The 21577-nt window shown below is 70.0% G+C and carries 25 protein-coding genes; 11 read left to right on the forward strand and 14 right to left on the reverse strand.

The genetic code is table 11. The features are described 5' to 3' along the window. The first annotated feature begins 11 nt into the window (after positions 1-11). The 3 genes from accB to aat all read left to right on the forward strand — a co-directional run bounded on the left by accB (position 12) and on the right by aat (position 2565). Complete coding sequence (gene accB / locus PVT71_RS01755) at positions 12-500, forward strand: acetyl-CoA carboxylase biotin carboxyl carrier protein (RefSeq protein WP_353472779.1); 489 nt, start codon at positions 12-14, stop codon at positions 498-500. A 10-nt stretch (positions 501-510) separates the two neighbouring features. Next, positions 511-1863, forward strand: coding sequence for an acetyl-CoA carboxylase biotin carboxylase subunit (gene accC / locus PVT71_RS01760; RefSeq protein WP_353472780.1), 1353 nt, complete (start codon positions 511-513; stop codon positions 1861-1863). A 66-nt stretch (positions 1864-1929) separates the two neighbouring features. Then, complete coding sequence (gene aat / locus PVT71_RS01765; protein ID WP_353472781.1) at positions 1930-2565, forward strand: leucyl/phenylalanyl-tRNA--protein transferase; 636 nt, start codon at positions 1930-1932, stop codon at positions 2563-2565. Here the strand turns inward: aat and PVT71_RS01770 are convergent. The 11 genes from PVT71_RS01770 to PVT71_RS01820 all read right to left on the reverse strand — a co-directional run bounded on the left by PVT71_RS01770 (position 2529) and on the right by PVT71_RS01820 (position 9644). Continuing rightward, entirely contained in the window at positions 2529-2888 is a 360-nt protein-coding gene (locus tag PVT71_RS01770; protein WP_353472782.1) for a DUF2155 domain-containing protein, read from the reverse strand. The two genes, aat and PVT71_RS01770, sit on opposite strands and share 37 nt — an antisense overlap. Continuing rightward, complete coding sequence (mlaD, locus tag PVT71_RS01775) at positions 2885-3334, reverse strand: outer membrane lipid asymmetry maintenance protein MlaD (protein ID WP_353472783.1); 450 nt, start codon at positions 3332-3334, stop codon at positions 2885-2887. The genes PVT71_RS01770 and mlaD overlap by 4 nt, the downstream gene beginning before the upstream one ends. Positions 3335-3338: 4 nt before the next feature. Continuing rightward, complete coding sequence (locus PVT71_RS01780; RefSeq protein ID WP_353472784.1) at positions 3339-3722, reverse strand: NADH:ubiquinone oxidoreductase subunit NDUFA12; 384 nt, start codon at positions 3720-3722, stop codon at positions 3339-3341. 78 nt (positions 3723-3800) lie between these two features. Continuing rightward, positions 3801-4163 carry a RidA family protein gene (locus tag PVT71_RS01785; protein ID WP_353472785.1) on the reverse strand — a complete coding sequence of 121 codons (363 nt, stop codon included), beginning with the start codon at positions 4161-4163 and terminating at the stop codon, positions 3801-3803. A gap of 5 nt (positions 4164-4168) precedes the next feature. Beyond that, positions 4169-4720: a hypothetical protein gene (locus PVT71_RS01790; RefSeq protein WP_353472786.1), complete on the reverse strand. Its 552-nt coding sequence runs from the start codon at positions 4718-4720 to the stop codon at positions 4169-4171. An 85-nt stretch (positions 4721-4805) separates the two neighbouring features. After that, positions 4806-6071 carry an ATP-dependent Clp protease ATP-binding subunit ClpX gene (gene clpX, locus PVT71_RS01795; RefSeq protein WP_353472787.1) on the reverse strand — a complete coding sequence of 422 codons (1266 nt, stop codon included), beginning with the start codon at positions 6069-6071 and terminating at the stop codon, positions 4806-4808. A gap of 156 nt (positions 6072-6227) precedes the next feature. Next, a complete protein-coding gene (locus tag PVT71_RS01800) occupies positions 6228-6854 on the reverse strand; it encodes an ATP-dependent Clp protease proteolytic subunit (RefSeq protein ID WP_353472788.1) in 627 nt (208 codons plus the stop codon). A gap of 110 nt (positions 6855-6964) precedes the next feature. After that, positions 6965-7879 (reverse strand): cation diffusion facilitator family transporter, encoded by a 915-nt coding sequence (locus tag PVT71_RS01805; protein WP_353472789.1) that lies wholly within the window; start codon positions 7877-7879, stop codon positions 6965-6967. A gap of 108 nt (positions 7880-7987) precedes the next feature. Next, the gene (locus PVT71_RS01810) at positions 7988-8146 is read right to left on the reverse strand and encodes a hypothetical protein (RefSeq protein WP_353472790.1); all 159 of its coding nucleotides are present in this window, start codon (positions 8144-8146) and stop codon (positions 7988-7990) included. 182 nt (positions 8147-8328) lie between these two features. Next, entirely contained in the window at positions 8329-8922 is a 594-nt protein-coding gene (locus PVT71_RS01815) for an SMI1/KNR4 family protein (protein WP_353472791.1), read from the reverse strand. A gap of 134 nt (positions 8923-9056) precedes the next feature. After that, positions 9057-9644, reverse strand: coding sequence for a riboflavin synthase (locus tag PVT71_RS01820; RefSeq protein WP_353472792.1), 588 nt, complete (start codon positions 9642-9644; stop codon positions 9057-9059). 145 nt (positions 9645-9789) lie between these two features. On the opposite strand from PVT71_RS01820, the gene PVT71_RS01825 reads away from it, so the two are divergent. The 3 genes from PVT71_RS01825 to PVT71_RS01835 all read left to right on the forward strand — a co-directional run bounded on the left by PVT71_RS01825 (position 9790) and on the right by PVT71_RS01835 (position 14380). Then, on the forward strand, positions 9790-11100 hold the full coding sequence (locus tag PVT71_RS01825) for a capsular biosynthesis protein (protein WP_353472793.1): 1311 nt from the start codon (positions 9790-9792) through the stop codon (positions 11098-11100). A gap of 95 nt (positions 11101-11195) precedes the next feature. Continuing rightward, complete coding sequence (locus PVT71_RS01830) at positions 11196-12338, forward strand: polysaccharide biosynthesis/export family protein (protein ID WP_353472794.1); 1143 nt, start codon at positions 11196-11198, stop codon at positions 12336-12338. A gap of 218 nt (positions 12339-12556) precedes the next feature. Beyond that, positions 12557-14380: a capsular polysaccharide biosynthesis protein gene (locus tag PVT71_RS01835; protein WP_353472795.1), complete on the forward strand. Its 1824-nt coding sequence runs from the start codon at positions 12557-12559 to the stop codon at positions 14378-14380. Between the two features lie 48 nt (positions 14381-14428). On the opposite strand, the gene PVT71_RS01840 is transcribed toward PVT71_RS01835, so the two are convergent. The 3 genes from PVT71_RS01840 to PVT71_RS01850 are packed head-to-tail and all read right to left on the reverse strand — an operon-like array spanning position 14429 to position 16514. Further along, positions 14429-15223 carry a metal ABC transporter permease gene (locus PVT71_RS01840; protein ID WP_353472796.1) on the reverse strand — a complete coding sequence of 265 codons (795 nt, stop codon included), beginning with the start codon at positions 15221-15223 and terminating at the stop codon, positions 14429-14431. Further along, positions 15223-16026 (reverse strand): metal ABC transporter ATP-binding protein, encoded by an 804-nt coding sequence (locus tag PVT71_RS01845; protein ID WP_353472797.1) that lies wholly within the window; start codon positions 16024-16026, stop codon positions 15223-15225. Before PVT71_RS01845 ends, PVT71_RS01840 begins: the two co-directional genes overlap by 1 nt. Further along, positions 16023-16514, reverse strand: coding sequence for a transcriptional repressor (locus PVT71_RS01850; protein WP_353472798.1), 492 nt, complete (start codon positions 16512-16514; stop codon positions 16023-16025). Before PVT71_RS01850 ends, PVT71_RS01845 begins: the two co-directional genes overlap by 4 nt. Positions 16515-16677: 163 nt before the next feature. On the opposite strand from PVT71_RS01850, the gene PVT71_RS01855 reads away from it, so the two are divergent. The 5 genes from PVT71_RS01855 (at position 16678) to PVT71_RS01875 (ending at position 21563) form a co-directional block, all read left to right on the forward strand. Then, positions 16678-17640 carry a zinc ABC transporter substrate-binding protein gene (locus PVT71_RS01855; protein ID WP_353472799.1) on the forward strand — a complete coding sequence of 321 codons (963 nt, stop codon included), beginning with the start codon at positions 16678-16680 and terminating at the stop codon, positions 17638-17640. A gap of 170 nt (positions 17641-17810) precedes the next feature. Beyond that, positions 17811-18818, forward strand: coding sequence for an iron-siderophore ABC transporter substrate-binding protein (locus PVT71_RS01860; protein WP_353472800.1), 1008 nt, complete (start codon positions 17811-17813; stop codon positions 18816-18818). Beyond that, a complete protein-coding gene (locus tag PVT71_RS01865) occupies positions 18815-19801 on the forward strand; it encodes an iron ABC transporter permease (protein WP_353472801.1) in 987 nt (328 codons plus the stop codon). The genes PVT71_RS01860 and PVT71_RS01865 overlap by 4 nt, the downstream gene beginning before the upstream one ends. Continuing rightward, positions 19798-20775: an iron ABC transporter permease gene (locus PVT71_RS01870; protein ID WP_353472802.1), complete on the forward strand. Its 978-nt coding sequence runs from the start codon at positions 19798-19800 to the stop codon at positions 20773-20775. The genes PVT71_RS01865 and PVT71_RS01870 overlap by 4 nt, the downstream gene beginning before the upstream one ends. Then, positions 20772-21563 carry an ABC transporter ATP-binding protein gene (locus PVT71_RS01875; protein WP_353472803.1) on the forward strand — a complete coding sequence of 264 codons (792 nt, stop codon included), beginning with the start codon at positions 20772-20774 and terminating at the stop codon, positions 21561-21563. Before PVT71_RS01870 ends, PVT71_RS01875 begins: the two co-directional genes overlap by 4 nt. Positions 21564-21577 lie beyond the last annotated feature (14 nt).

The raw sequence follows: 21577 nt of genomic DNA on the forward strand, positions 1-21577 counted from the left end.
GCGAGGACCGCATGAGCAAAGACAACCACGAAGCCGACGTGGCCTTCATCAAGGCACTGGCTGAGCTGCTCCGTGAAAACGACCTGACCGAACTGCAGGTCAAGCGCGAATACGGCGAGGAAGACAGCCTCAACGTTCGGGTGAGCCGCGTGCAACCGCAGGCTCCGATGATGACCACCGTTTCCGCAGCCCCCGCTGCCGCCCCGGTCGCCGCCGCCCCCGCAGCCGCTCCGGCCGCCGAGCTGCCCGAGGATCCGGCCGCGCATCCGGGCGCCGTCACCTCGCCGATGGTCGGCACGGTCTACATGCAGCCCGAGCCCGGTGCCCCGTCGTTCATCACGGTCGGCGCGCAGGTCAAGGAAGGCGACACGCTGGTCATCGTCGAGGCGATGAAGACGATGAACCACATCCCCGCCCCGCGCGCGGGCACCGTCAAGCGCATCCTCGTCGAGGACGGCGCCCCGGTCGAATACGGCGCCCCGCTGGTCATCCTCGAGTAAGAGGCAGGGCATGTTCGACAAAATCCTCATCGCGAACCGTGGCGAGATCGCGCTCCGCGTGATCCGCGCCTGCCGCGAGATGGGCATCGCCTCGGTGGCGGTCCACTCGACGGCGGACGCCGACGCCATGCACGTGCGCATGGCCGACGAGACGATCTGCATCGGCCCCGCCCCCTCTTCGGAAAGCTACCTGTCGCCGCTGGCCATCATCTCGGCCTGCGAAGTGACCGGCGCCCAGGCGATCCACCCGGGCTACGGCTTCCTGTCGGAGAACGCCCGCTTCGTGCAGATGGTCGAGGACCACGGCCTCACCTTCATCGGCCCGACCGCCGAGCACATCCGGATCATGGGTGACAAGATCACCGCCAAGGACACGATGAAGGCGCTCGGCGTGCCCTGCGTGCCCGGCTCCGACGGCGGCGTGCCCGACCTCGAGACCGCCAAGAAGGTCGGCCGCGAGATCGGCTACCCGGTGATCATCAAGGCCACCGCCGGCGGCGGCGGGCGCGGCATGAAGGTCGCGAATTCCGAGGCCGAGATGGAGCGCGCCTTCCAGACCGCGCGTGCAGAGGGCAAGGCCGCCTTCGGCAACGACGAGGTCTACATCGAGAAGTACCTCCAGCGCCCGCGCCACATCGAGATCCAGGTCTTCGGCGACGGCAAGGGCAAGGCGGTCCACCTCGGCGAGCGCGACTGCTCGCTGCAGCGCCGCCACCAGAAGGTCTTCGAAGAGGCCCCCGGCCCCTGCATCACCCCCGAGGAGCGCGCGCGCATCGGCAAGGTCTGCGCGGACGCCGTGGCCAAGATCAACTACATCGGTGCCGGCACCATCGAGTTCCTCTACGAGGACGGCGAGTTCTACTTCATCGAGATGAACACCCGCCTGCAGGTGGAGCACCCGGTGACCGAGGCGATCTTCGGCGTGGACCTCGTGCGCGAGCAGATCCGCGTCGCCTCCGGCATGGACCTCTCGTTCACCCAGGACGAGCTCGAGATCAACGGCCACGCCATCGAGGTGCGGATCAACGCCGAGCGTCTGCCGACCTTCGCGCCCTGCCCCGGCAAGATCACCCAGTACCACGCTCCGGGCGGCCTTGGCGTGCGCATGGACAGCGCGCTCTACCAGGGCTATTCGATCCCGCCCTACTACGACAGCCTCATCGGCAAGCTGATCGTGCACGGGCGCGACCGGAACGAGGCGCTGGCGCGGCTCGACCGCGCGCTTGGCGAGCTGATCGTGGACGGCGTCGACACCACGCTGCCGCTCTTCTCCGCGCTGCTGCGCGAGAAGGACATCCAGACCGGCAACTACTCGATCCACTGGCTGGAAAAATGGCTGGCCAGCAAGCTCGCCGACGCCTGATCCGCGCGTGAGCAGAGCGGACCGACCCTCGCTTGCGGCCCCTTCCCGATCCCGGGGAGGGGCCGCATGACTCTGAGCCCCGAGATCCTGCTGCAAGCCTACCGCGCCGGGATCTTTCCCATGGCCGAGCACCGCGACGATCCCGATCTCTTCTGGGTCGATCCGCGCCGCCGGGGCATCATCCCGATCACCGGCTTCCGCATCTCGCGCAGCCTTGCGCGGCGGTTGCGCAAGGCTGACTACGACGTGAGTTTCGACCGCGATTTCGAGGGGGTGATCGACGCCTGTGCCGACCGGCGCGAAACCTGGATCAACTCCGAGATCCGCGCGCTCTTCACCGAGCTGCACCGGCGCGGCCATGCCCATTCCATCGAGGTCTGGATGCAGGACGAGCTGGTCGGCGGGGTCTACGGGCTGGAGGTGGGCGGCGCCTTCTGCGGCGAGTCGATGTTCTCGCGCCGCCGCGACGGCTCGAAGATCGCGCTGGCCTGGCTGATCGACCTGCTGCGCCGCGCGGGGTTCACCCTCTTCGACACGCAGTTCCTGACCGAGCACCTCGCCTCGCTTGGCGCGATCGAGATCCCGCGCCACCAGTACCGGGCCCAGCTTGCGACGGCCCTGCAGGTCACGCCGGACCTTGCCGGCACGCCGCTGGCCGCCTCAGGTCAGGAAGTCGTGCAGCGCAGCACCCAGACGTCGTAGCGCTGGTGGTCGAGCGGGTTGAGCGCCGGCGACGAGGCGATCATCCAGCCGCGGAACACCGGGTCGGGTTTGCCCGCCTCGCGGATCGTCAGGAAGGCGAAGGCATCGCCTGCGCGGTTGCCTTCCGGGTAGCGGCAGTCCTGCAGCGCGATCTCGATGCGGCCGAACTCGACGCTGGAGCCCGACGCGACCTCGAGGTCGGTGACCCGTCCGGTCAGCTTGTCGAGCCCGCGCAGCGTCGCGCCCGTGCCCTCCTCGGTGGCTTCCTGCGCACCAGCCACGGTTGCGGCCAGCATCAGGATCCCTGCCAGAGCACGTTTCATTCGCTGCCTCCCGCGACATATTTCAGAAGCAGGGAGATCAGGCTGACCGAGCCCTGCGTGTCCAGCACCTCGTCGCCCGGCCCGTAGAAGAAGGGCGAGCCGCCGGGGCTGATCTCGACGAAGTTCCCGCCCAGCAGCCCCTCGGAGGAGATCACGATGGAGCTGTCGTCGGGCAGCCGCACACCGTCCTGCACCTTCAACTTCATGTCGGCGCGATAGGTTTCCGGGTTGAGACGGATCTCGCTGACCGAGCCCACCTTCACCCCCGCGAGGCGCACGTCGCTGCCCACCGAGATCCCCTCGAGCGAGCGGAAGCTGGCGCTCAGCGCGTAGCCCTTGTCACCTCCGGCGGAAAAGCCGGTGGCGCTGACCGCATAGGCCCCGAAGGCGATGGCGCCGGCCAGCACCAGCCCGCCGACGATCACCTCTGTGGCTGTGTGCGACATGGGGTTATTCCGGGCTCCAGGCCTCGTAGTCGCGGCGCGGAGCCGGCTCGGGGCGGCGGATCGAGCCCTGCGGCGCGTATGCGAGCGCGGTGCCGGTCAGGTTCTCGACATGCGGCTTTTCCCACGCCTTGTGCGGCAGCGGGCGCTCGGTCGGCGGCAGGTCGAAGGTGTGGTGCAGCCAGCCGTGCCAGTCGGGGCTCACGCGGGTGGCCTCGGCCTCGCCGTTGTACATCACCCAGCGGCGCTTGCCGTCCTTGGTCTGGTAGAAGACGTTCCCCTGCTCGTCCTCACCGACGCGCTGGCCCTTGCGGGACGTGTAGAGCTGGGTGTTCAGCGTCGCCCCGTTCCACCAGGTGACGGCCCGCAGCAGCGTGTTGAGAATGCCCATGGACGACTCCTCTTGATCCTGACCCGTGTATGACCAAATCCGCCGCCGAGGTCCAGCGGCGACGACGCGGCTCCGGCGTCAGGCCGGGGCGAGTGTGGTCAATTCGATTTCGATCCGGAACTTCGGGTCGATCAGCGCCGCCTCGATCATCGTCGCGGCGGGCGGGTTGTCCCCGAAGGCCTCGCGCAGGACCGGCCAGCAGGGTTCGAACTCGGCGGCGTCGGGCAGGTAGTAGGTGACCCGCACCGCGTCGGCGAAGCTCGCCCCGGCCTCGGCCAGCGCCTTCTCGATGGTGGCCAGCGCCGAGCGGCATTGCTCGACCACCGTCTCGCCCTGCCCCACGGTGCCCGCGACATGCACGAAGCCGCCGGCGACCACGGCGCGGCAATAGCCGATCTTCGCCTCGAATTCGCCGCCCGAGGAAATGCGCCTGATGGTCATGGGTGTCAGCTCCCGTTGCGGATGCGTGCCGCGAGGCGGCCCTCGGCGGAGAAGATCTGCAGGTCCTCGCCGGTGGCGCTGCGCATGTACCAGTTGCCCGGGGCGTCCAGCGCCTGCTGCAGCTCGTCGCCAAGCCCGGCCTTCCACTCGGCCTCGCAGAGCGCCAGGACGTCGATCGGCAGCGCCCCGAAGAGCCGCTCCGGCGTCTGCCGCCATTCGCCGCCGTAGCGCTCCCACCAGGCGGTGCCGAGCGCCGAGGTCGGCGGCGTGCGGGCGATGCCCGTCCCCGTCCGCACGATGGCATAGGAACAGCTCGGCGCACCGTCCTCGGACGAGGCGGTGATCTTGCTGGCCAGCACCGTGTCGATCGGCAGCAGCCCCCCGAAGACCTTGCGCGCATAGGCCTCGGCCGTGTCGCCGCCGCCCATGGGCAGCATCGCCGCGAGGGTCTTGCCGGTCAGCCCTTCATGGCTGCCGAGCGCGCCATACGGCTCGGCGCCGCGGCCCTGGACGTAGGCGAACCATGCCCACCCCCCCAAAAAGAAGATGCCTGCCACGACGGCAAGCATCCTCAAAGCGTTCTGTACCAGCTGAGCAAGTATCCACGTCATTTACTCATACCAAAGTCACTTACTACACGTCTTAGCCCGCGGACGCTGGCTCCTTCTTCGGATCAGCGTAGATCAGCAGCGGCTTGGCGTCGGCGGTCACGGATTCCTCGTTCACCACGACCTCGGTCACGTCCGCCATGCCGGGCAGCTCGAACATGGTGTCGAGCAGGATGCCCTCGAGGATCGAGCGCAGGCCGCGCGCGCCGGTCTTGCGTGCGATGGCACGCTTGGCGATGGCCGCGAGCGCATCCTCGGTGAAGGTCAGCGTGGTGTCCTCCATCTCGAAGAGGCGCTGGTACTGCTTGACCAGGGCGTTCTTCGGCTGGGTGAGGATCGTCACCAGGGCTTCCTCGTCGAGGTCCTCGAGCGTTGCGATCACCGGCAGACGGCCGACGAATTCCGGGATCAGGCCGAACTTCAGCAGGTCCTCGGGCTCGAGCTCCTTGAAGATCTCGCCGGTGCCGCGCTGGTCGGGATCACGCACGTCGGCGCCGAAGCCCATGGCAGAGCCCTTGCCGCGCTGCGCGATGATCCGGTCAAGCCCGGCAAAGGCGCCGCCGCAGATGAACAGGATGTTCGTGGTGTCCACCTGCAGGAACTCCTGCTGCGGGTGCTTGCGGCCGCCCTGCGGCGGAACCGAGGCCACGGTGCCTTCCATCAGCTTCAGCAGCGCCTGCTGCACGCCCTCGCCCGACACGTCGCGGGTGATCGAGGGGTTCTCGGACTTGCGGGTGATCTTGTCGACCTCGTCGATGTAGACGATGCCGCGCTGCGCGCGCTCGACGTTGTACTCGCTCGACTGGAGAAGCTTCAGGATGATGTTCTCGACATCCTCGCCCACGTAGCCGGCTTCGGTCAGCGTGGTCGCGTCGGCCATGGTGAAGGGCACGTCAAGGATGCGTGCCAGCGTCTGCGCCAGCAGCGTCTTGCCGCAGCCGGTCGGGCCGATCAGCAGGATGTTGGATTTCGCCAGCTCGATGTCGCCGCTCTTCTGGGCGTGGTTGAGCCGCTTGTAGTGGTTGTGCACGGCCACGGAGAGCACGCGCTTCGCCTTCATCTGGCCGATCACGTAATCGTCCAGCACGTCGCAGATCTCGCGCGGCGTGGGCACACCGTCAGAGGACTTCAGGCCAGCGCCCTTGGTCTCTTCGCGGATGATATCCATGCAGAGCTCGACACATTCGTCGCAGATGAAGACGGTCGGTCCCGCGATCAGCTTGCGGACCTCGTGCTGGCTCTTGCCGCAGAAGCTGCAATACAGGGTGTTCTTGCTGTCGCCGCCGGAGTTCGTCGCCATGTCGCACCTTTCCAGGCCTTGTGTTCGCAGTGGTCGGGGCCGTTGCCCTGACGAGGCCTATCGTCTCTGCCAAGTCCGGAAAGTCTAGGACAGCCCTTTCCGGTCCACAATGTCAAAATTGCCGCGCGCGGATCGGCGCGCGGCAGGGACGGCGGGTTACGCCGCGTCCGCCGTGCCGCGCTTCTCGACGATCTCGTCGATGAGGCCCCAGGCCTTCGCGTCCTCGGGCGACATGAAGTTGTCGCGCTCGAGCGCCCGCTCGACTTCCTCGAGGGTGCGGCCGCAATGCTTCACGTAGATCTCGTTGAGGCGGCGCTTCAGTTTCAGCGTCTCCTCGGCGTGGATCATGATGTCGGTCGCCTGGCCCTGGTAGCCGCCCGAGGGCTGGTGCACCATGACGCGGCTGTTCGGCAGCGAGAAGCGCATGCCCGGCTCGCCGGCGGCGAGCAGCAGCGAGCCCATCGAGGCCGCCTGGCCGATCACCAGCGTCGAGACCTTCGGCTTGATGTACTGCATCGTGTCGTAGATCGACAGGCCCGAGGTCACCACGCCGCCCGGGCTGTTGATGTACATCGAGATTTCCTTGCTCGGGTTCTCTGCCTCGAGGTGCAGCAGCTGCGCCACGATCAGCGAGGACATGCCGTCATGCACGGGGCCCGAGAGGAAGATGATGCGCTCTTTCAGCAGGCGCGAGAAAATGTCGTAAGCCCGCTCGCCGCGGCTGGTCTGCTCGACGACCATGGGGACGAGGGTGTTCATGTACGTTTCAAAAGGATCTTTCATCTTCGCCTGCCTGCTGTGTCTTGTCCAAATGGTGCCTAGCGCGCGCGCGTTAAACGAGTCTTAGTGTCGGGTCAGAAGGGCTGCAAGGGCTGGCGCGCCATTTCCGCCGCTCATGCCCCGCCCCAGTCCTGCGGTGATGCGCAACTGTGCCGGCTGCACTCGAGCTCGAGCGTCACCTGCCGCAGCCCGAAACGGCTCTGCATCTCGGCCTTCACCGCGTGCTTGATGCCGTCGGCGCGGGCCCAGGATCCCTCGTCGACCACGAGATGCGCCTGCAGCGCGGTGGTGTGCTCGTCGACCTGCCACAGGTGCGCCTTGTGCAGCCCGGCCACGCCCTCGATCGCCTGCGCCGCCTCGAGCACCTGCGCCGGCACCACGTCCGGCGGGCTGCCCAGCATCAGCACCCGGATCACGCCGCCGATCTCGGAGAGCGCCATCCACAGGATGTAGCCGGCGATCAGCAGCGTCACGAGCGGGTCGATCCAGGTCCAGCCGAAGAGCAGGATCAGCGTGCCCGCCACGATCACCGCCAGCGAGCCCATGGCATCGGCCACGTTGTGCAGGAAGGCGGCGCGGATGTTGTGGCTGTCCTTCGCCATCGAATAGGTCAGCAGCGCGGTCGCCACGTCGATCACCAGCGCCACGCCGGCGATAATTACCACCATCCAGCCCTCGACCGGCTCGGGCGAGAGGAACCGCAGGATCGCCTCGATCATCAGGTAGACGCCGATGACGATCAGCGTGGTGTAGTTGATCAGCGCCGCCACGGTCTCGGCCCGCGCGTAGCCGAAGGGCATCTCGGCATTGGCTGGGCGCCGCGCGATCTTGCGCGCCAGCGCCGCGATGATCAGCGAGATCGCGTCCGAGAAGTTGTGCAGCGCATCGGCGATCATCGCGAGGCTGCCCGAGAGGATGCCGCCGACCACCTGCGCGACGGTGAGCAGCATGTTCACGCCCACCGCAAGCGCCATGCGCATGTCGCCAGCCTCGGGTTCCACGTGGTGATGGTGGTGGTGATGACTCATGCCGGCATCAGGCGCCTGTCGGCCGGGAAGGTCAATAGGGGCAGCAGGATTGGCGGTGCCGCACCGGCCCCTGCTGCGCAAAGCCCTCGCCCGGGGGCGCTTTTCGCCTCAGAGCAGCGCGTCGCGGGGCTGCGCCTCGGTATGGTGCAGGCTGCGGGTCAGCTCGTAGCCGGGCGCCTCGGGATGCGAATTCCGGGGCAGGAAGCCGAGTGCCGCTGACAGCGAGAGCACGGCGGCGATGCAGAGTATCCAGTGGCGGAAAGTCATCGGGGCGTCCTTCTTTTTTGCCTGATCGTTCGGGGCGCTGACCTTTCATATGTGTCATGACGCGGCTCAGAAAAGGATGGTCGCGGAAAATGGCGGAATCACGCCACTCACGATGCTGCGAGTGGGCAATTTTCGGACGATCAAGGGGCTGCGGCGCGATATTTTCGCCGCACCGTGCCGGTTTACTCGACGTCTTCGCGGGGAATGTCCGGGTTCAGCTCGCGCTCGAGGTCCTCGAAGCCCTCGTCGTCAAGCTCGAGGTAGCGCCCCTCCTCGAGGAAGATGAGCCCCTCCTCGACGCCCCGCGTGGCGGTGCCGAAGAAGTCGCGGATCGAGGCGTAGCGCAGCTCGGGCGGGAAGCCTTCGACATGGTTCCAGACCGGCAGGCCCGCGCCCCCCGCCTCGCGCAGGTCGACGGTGAAGAAATCGCCCATCCCGTCGGCAAGGATCGGGAAGAGGTGCTCGGGCCAGTCCTCCTCGCCCGAGCGGCCATGGACGGCACCGGTGCCGGTCTGGTGCGCGGTTACCGCCTCGGCGATCGACAGCGGGTAGTAGCCGGGGAAGATCTGCATCTGGTCGAGCGTGAAATCCCCCTCGACGATGCCGTTCATCGCGCTCCAGAAGGCGTGAAGCTCGGGATCGGGACTCAGCCCGAGCTCGCGCAGCCGCGCGTCCACCTCGTCCGGCGCGATGCCCGGGGCGAGCTTCTCGGCGACGGGCCAGCCCATCCCCGCCAGCCGGTCCAGATAGGTCTGAATCGTTTCGTTCAATGACATGGAAGTCCCCCCTGGAAGCCCTGCGTGGAGTCTAGGCAGCCGGCGACGGGCGGGCAAGCGCAACCGCGCGGCCGCCGACCCCGCGCCGCCGATGCCTGCTGGATGTAAGGAGCGGCCGCCGAAGGCGTTACGCCTCAGCTCATCTCGCGCAGGCGCGCGACGTAGCGGGCCATGGTGTCGATCTCGAGGTTGACCTTGTCGCCCAGCTTCACGCCGCCCCAGGTGGTCACTTCCTTGGTGTGCGGAATGAAATTGATGCCGAACACCGTGCCCTGCACCTCGTTCACCGTCAGCGAGGTGCCGTTCAGCGCGACCGAGCCCTTGGAGGCGATGAACTTCGCCAACTCGTCGGGCGCGCGCAGCTGCACGCGGGTGCTGTCACCCTCGTCCTGCACCGAGATCACCTCGGCCAGCCCGTCGACATGCCCCGAGACGATGTGCCCGCCCAGCTCGTCGCCGACCTTGAGCGCGCGCTCGAGGTTGACCCGCTTGCCGGGCTGCCAGCCGCCGAGGTTGGTCTTCGACAGGGTCTCGGCGCTGATCTGCACGTCGAACCAGTCCTCGCCCAGCGTCACCACGGTCAGGCAGACGCCGTCGCAGGCGATGGAGGCGCCGATCTCGATGCCCGCGGTGTCATAGGCGGTGCCGATGCGCGCGGTCAGGTCGCCCGCCTGCTCGAGCGCCCGGATTTCCCCCATGTCGGTGACGATGCCGGTGAACATCTGCAAATCCTCTCGCTGGCCCCGCGCGCCGCTGCGCGCTGGTCAGGGGCCTTATTTTGGTCAAATATTGCCGCTAGGGAGGGCCACCGGACCGCAGGGCCGGGCGTCAACCCCTTACGAGTAGGCCGATCCTTAACGAGTGCCCATGACCAAGGCAACCGCAGAGCACATCCCGGCGCAGCCGCGCCGCGTCTTCCTCTTCCTGCAGGGACCGCACGGGCCGTTCTTTCACCGGCTCGGCACCATGCTGCGCCGCACCGGGGCCGAGGTCTGGCGCGTCGGCTTCAACGCCGGCGACCGCGCCTTCTGGTTCCACGGCGCGAGCTATCTGCCCTTCGGCGGCAGCCCGGCGGACTGGCCCGGCCACCTCCGCGCGCTGCTCGATGAAAAGCGCGTCACCGACCTCGTGCTCTACGGCGACACCCGCCCCATCCACGCGCAGGCGGTGGCCGAGGCGCGCCGGCGCGGACTGCGGGTGCATGTCTTCGAGGAAGGCTACATGCGCCCCTACTGGGTCACCTACGAGCGCGGCGGCGCCAATGGCCACTCGCGGCTGATGGAGATGGGTGTCGGCGACATGCGCGCGGCGCTGGAACGGTCGGACATGGAGGCGCCCCTGCCCCCCGGCCACTGGGGCGACATGCGCCAGCACATCTTCTACGGCGCGCTCTACCACTGGTTCGTGATGTTCCGGAACGGCGAGTACCGCAACTTCCGCGCCCACCGCGACCTGCCCGTCGCGCGCGAGTTCCAGCTTTACCTCAAGCGCCTGCTGCTGATGCCGCTGACCCGGATCGAGCGCTTCCTCGAGACGCTGCACATCCGCCACGGCGGCTATCCCTACCACCTCGTGCTGCTGCAGCTCGAGCACGACTCGAGCTTCCGCCAGCACTCGCCCTTCGACAGCATGGCCGAGTTCGTCGACCTCGTGCTCGAGGGCTTCGCCAAGGGCGCGCCGGGGCACCATCACCTGGTGTTCAAGGCCCACCCGCTGGAGAACGGGCAGGTGCCGCTGCGCCGGATGATCGCCACCGCGGCCCGCCGTCTCGGCATCGCCGGGCGGGTCCATTTCGTCCCCGGCGGCAAGCTGGCGCGGCTGCTCGACGATGCGCGCAGCGCGGTGACGGTGAACTCCACCGCCGGCCAGCAGGTGCTCTGGCGCGGCATTCCGCTCAGGACCTTCGGCCGCGCGGTCTATGCCAAGCCCGAGTTCGTCTCGGACCAGCCGCTCCCCGAGTTCTTCGCGCAGCCGACCCGGCCCGACAGCCGCGCCTACAAGGACTACCGGCGCTATCTGCTTGAAACCAGTCAGGTTCCGGGCGGATTCTACGCGTCGCGCGGCCGCAGACAACTTCTGCGGCAGGTGGTCGACATGATGCTCTCGCCACACGATCCTTACGACGCGCTGCACAATGGCACCGCGGCTCCACGGCAACAGTTGCGGCTGGTCCGCTGACGCCACGCAAAGGCCGGACTCGCTTTTGAAACCGGTTTTCCGTACCTTACGCAAAAAACCTGAGGCAGATAAGAACAGGTCGAGGAGACCGAGCCGTGAAACAGTCCCGCTCCCGATGGGCGAAATCCGCCGCCCTTCTGGCCGCAGTGTCGATTCTGGCATCCTGCGCCCTGCCGCGCGTCGGTCCCAACAAGGGTGAAATCTACTCCGGCTCCGTGATGCGCGAAGGCGACGCCTTCATCATCTCGGTGAACGACCGTGTGACCCGCGCCACCGCCGTCGTGCCCGCGCTCGGCTTCTCCGACCAGTTCCAGGGCGCCGGCCTCGTCGGCTCCGACACGATCCAGCCCGGCGACACGCTCGGCCTGACGATCTGGGAGAACGTCGACGACGGGCTGCTCGCCGCCGCCGAGACCAATGCCACCTCGCTCGAGGAAGTGCAGGTCGACGGCTCGGGCTTCATCTTCGTCCCCTATGCCGGCCGCATCAAGGCCTCGGGCAACTCGCCCGAAGCGGTGCGCCGGATCATCACCGAGAAGCTCCAGGACCAGACCCCCGACCCGCAGGTCGAGGTGCGCCGCCTTGCCGGTGACGGCTCGACCGTCAGCCTCGTCGGCGCGGTGGGTGGCCAGGGCGTCTACGCCATCGAGCGCCCGACCCGCACGCTCTCGTCCATGCTGGCCCGCGCCGGCGGCATCACCATCCAGCCCGAGATCGCCCAGATCACCGTGCTGCGCGGCGGCAGCCAGGGCAAGATCTGGTTCCAGGACCTCTACAAGAACCCGCGCTACGACATCGCGCTGCGCGGCGGCGACCGCATCCTCGTCGAGGAGGACACCCGCGCCTTCACCGCGCTCGGCGCCACCGGCACTCAGGCCCGCGTGCCCTTCGAGACCCAGACGCTGTCCGCCGTAGAGGCGATCGCCCAGGTCGGCGGGCTCGTGCCCTCGGCCTCGGATCCGACCGGCGTCTTCATCTTCCGCAACGAGCCCGCCGACATCGCCAACCAGGTGCTCGGCCGCAGCGACCTCGTCGGCGCGCAGCGCATGGTCTACGTGCTCGACCTCACGAAGCCCAACGGCATGTTCATGGCGCGCGACTTCGTGGTGCGCGACCAGGACACGCTCTACGTCACCGAGGCGCCCTACGCGCAGTGGAGCAAGGCGATCACCTCGCTGACCGGCACGCTGACCGCCATCGCCACCGTCTCGACCGTCCGTGACGCGGTGGCCAACTGACCAAGGTAAAGGCCCTGAATAATCATAACGAGGGACAGGGCAGCGCCGGGGGAGAAATCCCCCGGCGTCTCTATGTCTACACCGGCGGTTTCCTGACCCAGCCCCGGCTGCGGCGGATCCTGACGCTGGCGGGCTGGAAGCTCTCGCTGGGCCGGCCCTCGGCGCAGGATCAGGTCGGGGTCTGGGGCCAGTCCCCCTATGCCGCGCGGGGCGAGGCCATGGCGGCGCGCAGCGGCGCGTCCCTGCTGCGCATCGAGGATGCCTTCCTGCGCTCGCTGCACCCGGGCCGGAAGGGCGAGCCGCCGCTCGGGCTGCTGATCGACCGGACCGGCGTGCATTTCGACGCCTCCGCGCCCTCGGACCTCGAGACCCTGCTCGCCACCCACCCGCTCGACGACCACGCGCTGCTCGAGCGCGCGCGCGGCGGCATCGCCCGGATGCGCGAGGCGCATCTCACCAAGTACACCGGCTTCGACCCTGCCACGCCCGTGCCCGAGCCCGGCTACGTGCTGGTCATCGACCAGACGCAGGGCGACGCCTCGGTCCACGCCTCGGGCGGCGACCGCAACCGCTTCCTCGAGATGCTCTACTGGGCGCAGGAGGAAAACCCCGGCGCCCGCATCGTGATCAAGACCCACCCCGAGACCGCGCAGGGGCTGCGGGCGGGGCATTTCACCGCCGCCGACGCGCAGGGGCGGATCAGCCTCTGCACGGATCCGGTCTCGCCCTGGGCGCTGCTCGACGGAGCGGTCGCGGTCTACACGCTGAGCTCGCAGATGGGCTTCGAGGCGATCCTCGCCGGGCACCGCCCCCGCGTCTTCGGCACGCCCTTCTACGCCGGATGGGGGCTCACGCAGGACGAGACGCCCCTGCGCCGGCGCGGCCGCAGCCTGACCCGCGCGCAGCTCTTCGCCGCCGCGATGATCCTCTACCCGACGTGGTACGACCCCTGCCGGGACCGGCTCTGCACTTTCGAGGACGCGCTCGGCGCGCTCGAGGCGCAGACACGGGCCTGGCGCGAGGATCACCGGGGCTGGGTCGCCTCGGGTATGCGCCTCTGGAAACGCAAGCCGCTGCAGGGCTTCTTCGGCGGGCAGAAGGCGGTGATCTTCGCCGAAGGTGCCAAGGCCGAGGCGAAGGCCGCACAGACCGGCCGCCGCCGCATGGCATGGGCCGGCAAGGCCGGGGGAGACGTGGTGCGGGTCGAGGACGGCTTCCTGCGTTCGCGCGGGCTCGGGGCCGAACTGGTGCCGCCGCTCTCGCTGGTGCTCGACGATCTCGGCATCTACTACGACCCCGCGCGCCCGTCGCGGCTCGAGAAGATCATCGCCGAGATGCCCGAGCTGCGCCCCGACCAGCGCGACCGCACGCAGCGGCTCATCGAGCGGCTGACCGGCGCGGGGCTCACCAAGTACAACCTCGGCGCCGCGCCGCCCGCCCTGCCCGAAGGCCACCGCATCCTCGTCGTGGGGCAGGTCGAGGACGACGCCTCGATCCGCCTCGGTAGCCCCGACATGCAGACCAACGCCGAACTGCTCGCCCGCGCGCGCGCCGCGAACCCGGGGGCCGTGCTGCTGTGGAAGCCGCACCCGGACGTCAGCGCCGGGCTGCGCAGCGGGGCGGTCGGGGCACCCGAAAGATGGGCCGACCTCACGGTCGAGGGGGCGGACATGGGAGCGCTGCTGCGGCAGGTGCAGGAGGTCTGGACGATGACCTCGCTCACCGGCTTCGAGGCGCTGCTGCGCGGCGTGCCGGTGACGACGCTGGGCGCGCCCTTCTATGCCGGATGGGGGCTCACGCGCGATCTCGGCCCGGTTCCGCCGCGCCGCCTTGCCGGCCGGCGGCCGACGCTCGAGGCGCTGGTCCATGCCACGCTCATCGCCTACCCGCGCTACCGCGACCCGGTGAGCGGGCAGCCCTGCACGGTCGAACTGGTCGCCGAGCGGCTCGAGACCGGGACGATCCCGCATCCCGGCCTGCCCAACCGCCTGCTGTCGAAAGCGCAGGGCATTTTCGCCTCGCAGGCGCATCTCTGGCGCTGACGCGCCGGGCGCATCTCTGGCGCTGACGCGCCGCAGGTCAGCCCCGGATCACCCCCGCCCGCGAAGCCCGTGCAGGCTTGCCGTCACGGCAAAGATCAGCGTCGCGGCGCAGACCATGCTCGGCCCGGCGGGCGTGTCGAAGAGCAATGCGCCCTCGAGCCCGGCCAGCGCCGAGACCCCGCCGATGCCCGCCGCCAGCAGCGCCATGACCTCGGGCGTGCGGGCAAAGGGCCGCGCCGCCGCCGCCGGGATCAGCAGCATCGCCCCGATCAGCAGCACGCCCACCACCTTGATCGCCACCGCCACGGTGAGCGCCAGCGCCACGGTCAGCACCCGGCTTTCGAGCCGCGGGTTGATGCCGCTGGCAAAGGCGAGATCGGGCGAAAGCGTCGCGGTCAGCAGCGCCTGCCAGCGCCAGAGCAGCAGCCCGATCACCAGCGCCGCCCCGCCCCAGATGATCGCGAGATCGCCGCGCGTCACCGCGAGGATGTCGCCGAAGAGATAGGCCGAGAGGTCGAGCCGCGCGCCCGGCACGAAGGTGATCGCCACGAGGCCGATCGCCAGCGCGCCATGCGCCAGCACGCCGAGCACGGTATCGATACCAAGGCCGCGCTCGCTCAGTGCGCCGACCAGCACCGCCATCACCAGCGCGACGATCAGCGTGCCCGCGAAGATCGGCAGCGACAGCGCGAGCGAGAGCGCCACGCCGAGGATCGCCGCATGGGCGGTGGCGTCACCGAAATTGGCCATGCGCCGCCACGACACGAAGCAGCCGAGCGGTGCCGCGGCCAGCGCGAGGCCAAGCCCCGCCAGCGCCGCGCGTACAAGGAAATCGTCCAGCATCAGTGCCCCTGCCCCGCGTGATCGTGGTGAGTGTGGTCGTGGCCATGCGCGTGATCATGGCCGTGGTCATGTGAATGGTCGTGATCGTGGGAATGGTCGTGCGTGTGGGTGTGCTCGTGCCGGTAGAGCGCCAGCGCCCCATGCGTGCCGGTGCCGAAAAGCGCCCGGTACTCCGCCGCCTGCGCCACGGTCTCGGGATGGCCCTGGCAGCAAACATGGCCGTTGAGGCAGACCACCCGGTCGCTCGCGCTCATCACCACGTGCAGCTCGTGGCTGACCATGACCACCGCGCAGCCGAGCCGCGCGCGGATCTGCTCGATCTGCCGGTAGAAGGCGGCCGAACCCGGCTGGTCGAGGCCCTGCGTCGGCTCGTCGAGCAGCAGCACCTCGGGCTTGCCGAGGATCGCCCGCGCCAGCAGAACGCGCTGGAACTGCCCGCCGGAAAGCCCCGCCATCGGGCGCTCTTCCAGCGCCCCCGCCCCGGCCTCTTCCAGCGCGGCGCGCCCCTCGGCGCGGTCGATCCGGTGCGGCAGCGACAGGAAGCGCGCCACGGTCAGCGGCAGGGTCGCGTCGATCTGCAGCTTCTGCGGCACGTAGCCGAGCCGCAGCCCCGGTTTGCGCAGCACCCGTCCCGCCTGCGGCTTCACCGCGCCGATGAGCGTGCGCAGCAGCGTCGACTTGCCCGATCCGTTCGGCCCGACGATGGTGACGATCTCGCCCGGATCGACGTGGAAATCCACGCCCTGCAGCACCGGATGATCGCCGAGCGTGACCTGCAGCCCCTGCGCCTCGATGAGGTTCATGCGGCGGCTCTCCGGCATTGCGGGCAGAGCCCCTCGGCCTCGACCACCATGCGCTCGAGCGCGAAGTCCAGCTCCTCGGCGGCGGCCTTCACCGCCTCGCCGATGGCGCGCGAGGGCATCTCGGCCACCAGCCCGCAGGCGCTGCAGAGCAGGAAGGCAGGCTTGTGCCGCTCGCCGGGATGGGCGCAGGCGACGAAGGCGTTGAGCCGCTCGATCTTGTGCGCGAAGCCGTTGGTCACGAGGAAGTCGAGCGCCCGATACACAGTCGGCGGCTGCGCGCCCTGCCCCTCGTCGCGCAGCGCGTCGAGCAGCTCGTAGGCGCCCATCGCCTTGTGCTTGCGCAGCAGCAGCTCGAGCACCCGGCGGCGCTGCTTGGTCAGCGAGAGCCCCTCGCGGGCGCAGGTCTCCTCGGCCGTCTGCAGCGCCTGCTCTCGGCAATGCGCGTGATCGTGCTGTGTGAAGCCGAGCGGATCGGTATGGTCTGTCATGTCGCCTGCCCTTTGCCTGCCATCCCTGCCGCGTCCGGTCCCGTCGCCGTGAAGGGGCCGCGGAGGAAGGGGGTTGATATGTTATAGTGTAGCCGATATCAACCCCGCCATATGTTACTTTATAACATACGCTGATTCCAGACATCCGACGCACGAGGCCCCGATGATCCGCACCCTCCTTCCCGCCCTGCTGCTTGCCAGCCCCGCCCTCGCCGAAGTGCCGAAGGTGGTCACCGACATCGCCCCCGTGCAGGGGCTGGTGGCGAGCGTCATGGGCGATCTCGGCACGCCCGGCCTGCTGATCCCCGCCGGGGCCTCGCCGCACAGCCACGCGCTGAAGCCCTCCGAGGCGCGCGCCCTGCAGCAGGCCGACCTGATCTTCTGGATCGGGCCGGAGCTGAGCCCCGACCTCGCCCGCAAGATCGATGCGATCGCCGCGGAAGGCACCGCCGTCGCGCTCTTCGACCTGCCGGGCACGCGGCACCTCGCGGCGCGGAGCGACGTGCTCTTCGCCGAGCCCGGCGCGGAGGAGGGCCATGACCATGGCGCGCACGAGGATCACGACGACCACGATCACGAGGATCACGACGCGGAGGGGCACCACCACGAGGGCGGCGACCCGCACGCCTGGCTTTCGCTCGACAATGCCGCGACCTGGCTGACCGCGATCACCGCGACCCTCTCCGAGGCGGACCCCGAGAACGCGCCCGCCTATGCCGCCAATGCCGAGGCCGCGCAGGCCCGCCTCGCCGAGGCCCGCGCAACCGCCGAGGCCACGCTCGCCCCGGTGAAGGACCAGCGCTTCGTCGTCTTCCACGACGCCTTCCAGTACTATGAGGACACCTTCGGCCTGACCGTGCTGGGGGCAATCTCGCTTTCCGATGCGACGACCCCCAGCCCGGCCCGGCTCGACGCGCTGCGCGACGCGCTTGAGGGCGCCGGCGCCGCCTGCGTCTTTGCCGAACCGCAGTTCGACCCGCGCCTCATCGCCGCGGTGACCGAGGGCGCGGGCACCCCGGTCGCGGAACTCGACCCGCTCGGCGCGAAGCTCGAGCCCGGACCCGGCTTCTACCCCGCGCTGATCGAGGACATGGCGCAGCGCATCGCCACCTGCGCCGCGCAGTAAGCCCGCCGCACCGCGCGACACCGGCCCCTTTGCTTGATGGCAAAGGGGCTTTTCCTTGCCGAATTTCCCGACTAATTAGCTTGGATAAAGGACGCGGGCGCCGCGTCGCCGGGCCTGCCGATCGCGCGCGCCCCGGAGACCAGGGCGCCACAGCCGCGCAAGGAGCCAGGATGCACGCACCCCACGCCCGATTGAGCCGCCGCGGATTTCTCGCCGGGGCGGGCTGCCTGCTCGCCGCGACGCCGCTGCGCGCCGGCGGAGGAGAGCTGCGCTTTGCCCATGCCTATGGCGAGACCGTGCTGGCCGCCCCCGCGACCCGGGTCGTCTCGCTCGGCTATACCTCGCAGGACAGCCTGCTGGCGCTCGGCGTCGTGCCGCTGGCGGTGCGCTACTGGTACGGCGACCACCCCGGCGGGGTCTGGCCCTGGGCGCAGCCGCTGCTCGGCGGCGCCGAGCCGCTGCTGATGACCGGCGAAGTGTCGATCGAGACCGTCGCGAGCCTCGCCCCCGATCTCATCGTCGCCATCGGTTCGGGCATCTCCGAGGCGGAATACGCGCTGCTCTCGCAGATCGCCCCGGTGCTGATGCACGCCCCCGAGGTCACCACCTACGGCATGCCCTGGGACGCCGAGCTGCGGATGGTGGCCCGCGCCACCGGCACCGAAGGTCGCGCCGAGGAGCTGATCGCCGGGCTGCGCGGGCGCTTCGAGGCGCTGCGCGAGCGGCACCCCGACTGGCAGGACCGCAGCGCCGTCTGCGCCTGGCACTCGGGCGGGCAGACCAGCGCCTTCCTCGGCGGCGACAGCCGGGCGCAATTCCTGCGCGAGCTGGGCTTCAGGCTGCCCGAGGCGCTGGACGGGATGCAGGGGGACGACGGCTTCTACACCGCGCTTTCGCCCGAGGACCTCTCGCCCATCGACGCCGACGTGCTGCTGTGGATCTCCTCGGGTGGACAGGCCGAAGACCTTGCCGCGCTCGCCATGCGCCGCACCCTGCGCGCCAGTGCCGAGGGGCGCGAGGTGTTCTGCGACGCGCTGCTGTCGGGCGCGCTCTCCTTCGGCAGCGTGCTCTCGATGCCCTTCGCCCTCGACCGGCTCGAGCCCGAGATCGCCGCGGCGATCGATGGCGACCCGGCCACGGTGGTGCAAAGCGCCGAAGAGGCCGGCCTGCTGCAATGATGCGCCTCTTCGGCCTTCTCGCGCTGCTGGCGCTCGCGCTGGTGCTGGCCCTTTCGGTCGGTGCCCGCCCGGTGACGCCCGCCGTGGCGCTGGAGGCGCTGCGGGCCTATGATCCGACCAACCCCGACCACGTGACGATGATGGCGATCCGCCTGCCGCGCCTCGCGGCGGGGCTGATCGCGGGCGGCGCGCTCGGCATCGCGGGCACGGTCATGCAGGTGATGACCCGCAACCCGCTGGCCGATCCGGGCCTTCTGGGCGTCAACTCCGGCGCGGCCTTCGCGCTGCTGATCGGCGCGACCGTCTTCGGCGCCGCTGACGAGGCCTCGGTGGCGCTGCTGACCTTCCCCGGCGCGGCGCTCGCCTCGGCGCTGGTCTTCGTACTCGGCGGCGGGCTGCGCGGCGACGTGGGGCCGGTGCGGCTGACGCTGGCCGGCGCGGCGCTGAACGCGCTGCTGCTGTCGCTGGTCACCGCCATCGTGCTGGTGCGGCAGGACACGCTCGACATGTTCCGCTTCTGGGTGGCGGGCTCGCTGACCCAGGCCGCCAGCCGCCCGCTGGCCGAGATGGCGCTGATCGCCGCGGCCGGGGGCCTCTTCGCGCTGGCCGTCGCGCCGCAGATCGAGGCGCTGTCGCTGGGCTCGGCGCTGTCGCGCGGGCTCGGGACGAAGCCGCGCCGGGTGCAGGCGGCGGCGCTGGCGGTGGTGACACTCTGCACCGGGGCGGCGGTCGCCGTGGCCGGCCCCATCGCCTTCCTCGGCCTCATGGTGCCGCCGCTCGCACGGATCGTGGCCGGGCATTCGCTGCGCCGCGAGCTTGTCGCCTCGGCCCTCCTCGGCGCTGCACTGCTGCTCTTCGCCGACACGCTCGGCCGGGTGGTCATGGCCCCCTCCGAGGTCCGCGCGGGCGTGATGACCGCGCTGATCGGCGGGCCGGTGTTCCTCTGGGTGGCGCGGCGCCTGCGCCCCGGGGCGACCGCATGAGAGGCGCGCTGACCCTCGGCTTGCTTCTCTTCGCCGCGACGCTCGCGGCGGTGATGCTGGGCCCGGTGCGGCTGAGCCCGGCGCTGCTCTGGCAGGGGCTGAGCACCGGCGAGGGGCCCGGCGCGCTGGTGCTCGGCACGATCCGCGGCCCGCGCGTGATGACCGCGCTCGGCGCCGGGGCGGTGCTGGGCCTTTCGGGCGCGCTCTTCCAGGCGCTCTTCCGCAACCCCTTGGCGGCGCCCGACATCATGGGCTTCACCTCGGGCGCGGGGCTGACGATCATCGCCGCCATCGCGCTCGGCCTCTCCCTGCCCATGCCGCTGCTCGCGGCGGGCGGCGGTCTTATCGCGGCGGCGCTGGTGGTGCTGCTCTCGCAGCGCAGGGGCCACGCGACGCCGCCGCTGACGATGATCCTCGTCGGGCTCGGCATCGGCTTCATCGCCTCGGCGCTCTCGAGCTTCCTGCTGACCTTGCTGCCGCACACGCAGGCCGCCGAGGCGCAGCGCTGGCTGACCGGCTCGCTGGCGGCGCGCGACTGGGGACAGGTGGCGCAGGTCTGGCTGGTCGGCGCGCTGCTCGCGGCACTGGCGCTGGCGCAGCTGCGCCGCCTCGCCGCGCTGGAGCTGGGCGAGGATCTTGCCGCCGGGCTCGGCCTGCGGGTCGGCCGGGCGCGCATGGCGCTGGCGGCAACCGCGGTGCTGCTGGCGGCGGCGGGCGTGGCGGTGGCGGGCCCCGTGCCCTTCATCGCGCTGATGTCCGGCCCGCTCGGCGCGCGGCTCACCGGGGCGCGGCGCCTGCCGGGCCGGATGCTGGCGGCGGGGGGCACCGGCGCCCTGGTGCTGGTGGTGGCCGACCTTGCCGCCCGCGCCGCGCTTCCCGGCATCCAGCTGCCCGTCGGGGTGATGACCGGCCTTCTGGGCGCCCCCTACCTGCTCTGGCGCCTGTCGCGCGAAATGGAGAAAGGCGAGCTATGAGCCTCGATCTGCACACAACGGGCCTCAGGGCCGAGGGCCTCTCGCTGGGCTATGCCGAGCGCCCGGTGATCTCGGACCTGTCGCTCGACCTGCCGCGCGGCGAGATGACCGCGATCCTCGGCCCCAACGGCTGCGGCAAGTCCACGCTGCTGCGCGCCATGGCCCGGCTGCTGGCGCCTTCCGCCGGGCGGGTGACGCTCGACGGGCAGGACATCCACCGCCACGACACCCGCGCCCTCGCCCGCGAGCTGGCGATCCTGCCGCAGGCGCCGATCGCCCCCGAGGGGATCACCGTCGCCGACCTCGTGAAGCGCGGCCGCACGCCATGGAGGGGCCTCTTCAGCCCGTGGCGCGAGGAGGACGCTTCCGCCTGCGCCGAGGCGCTTGCCGCCGTGCAGATGAGCGAGTTCGCCGACCGCCCCCTTGGCGAGCTGTCGGGCGGGCAGCGCCAGCGGGCGTGGATCGCGCTGGTGCTGGCGCAGTCCGCGCCGCTCTTGCTGCTCGACGAGCCGACCACCTACCTCGACCTCGTGCACCAGATCGACGTGCTGGCGCTGCTGCGCCGCCGCAACCGCGAGGCCGGGCTGACCGTGGTCTCGGTGCTGCACGACCTCAACCTCGCCGCGCGCTTCTCCGACCGGCTGGTGCTGCTGGGGCGCGACGGGCTCGTCGCCACCGGCGCGCCCTGGGAGGTTCTGACGCCCGAGAACCTGCAAACCGCCTTCGGCCTTGCCGCCCGCGTCGATCCCGATCCGGTCACCGGCACGCCGATGATCATCCCGCTCTGAGCGACAGGAGAGCG

It is taken from the genome of Salipiger sp. H15 (genome assembly GCF_040409955.1).
Taxonomy (GTDB): Bacteria; Pseudomonadota; Alphaproteobacteria; order Rhodobacterales; family Rhodobacteraceae; genus Salipiger.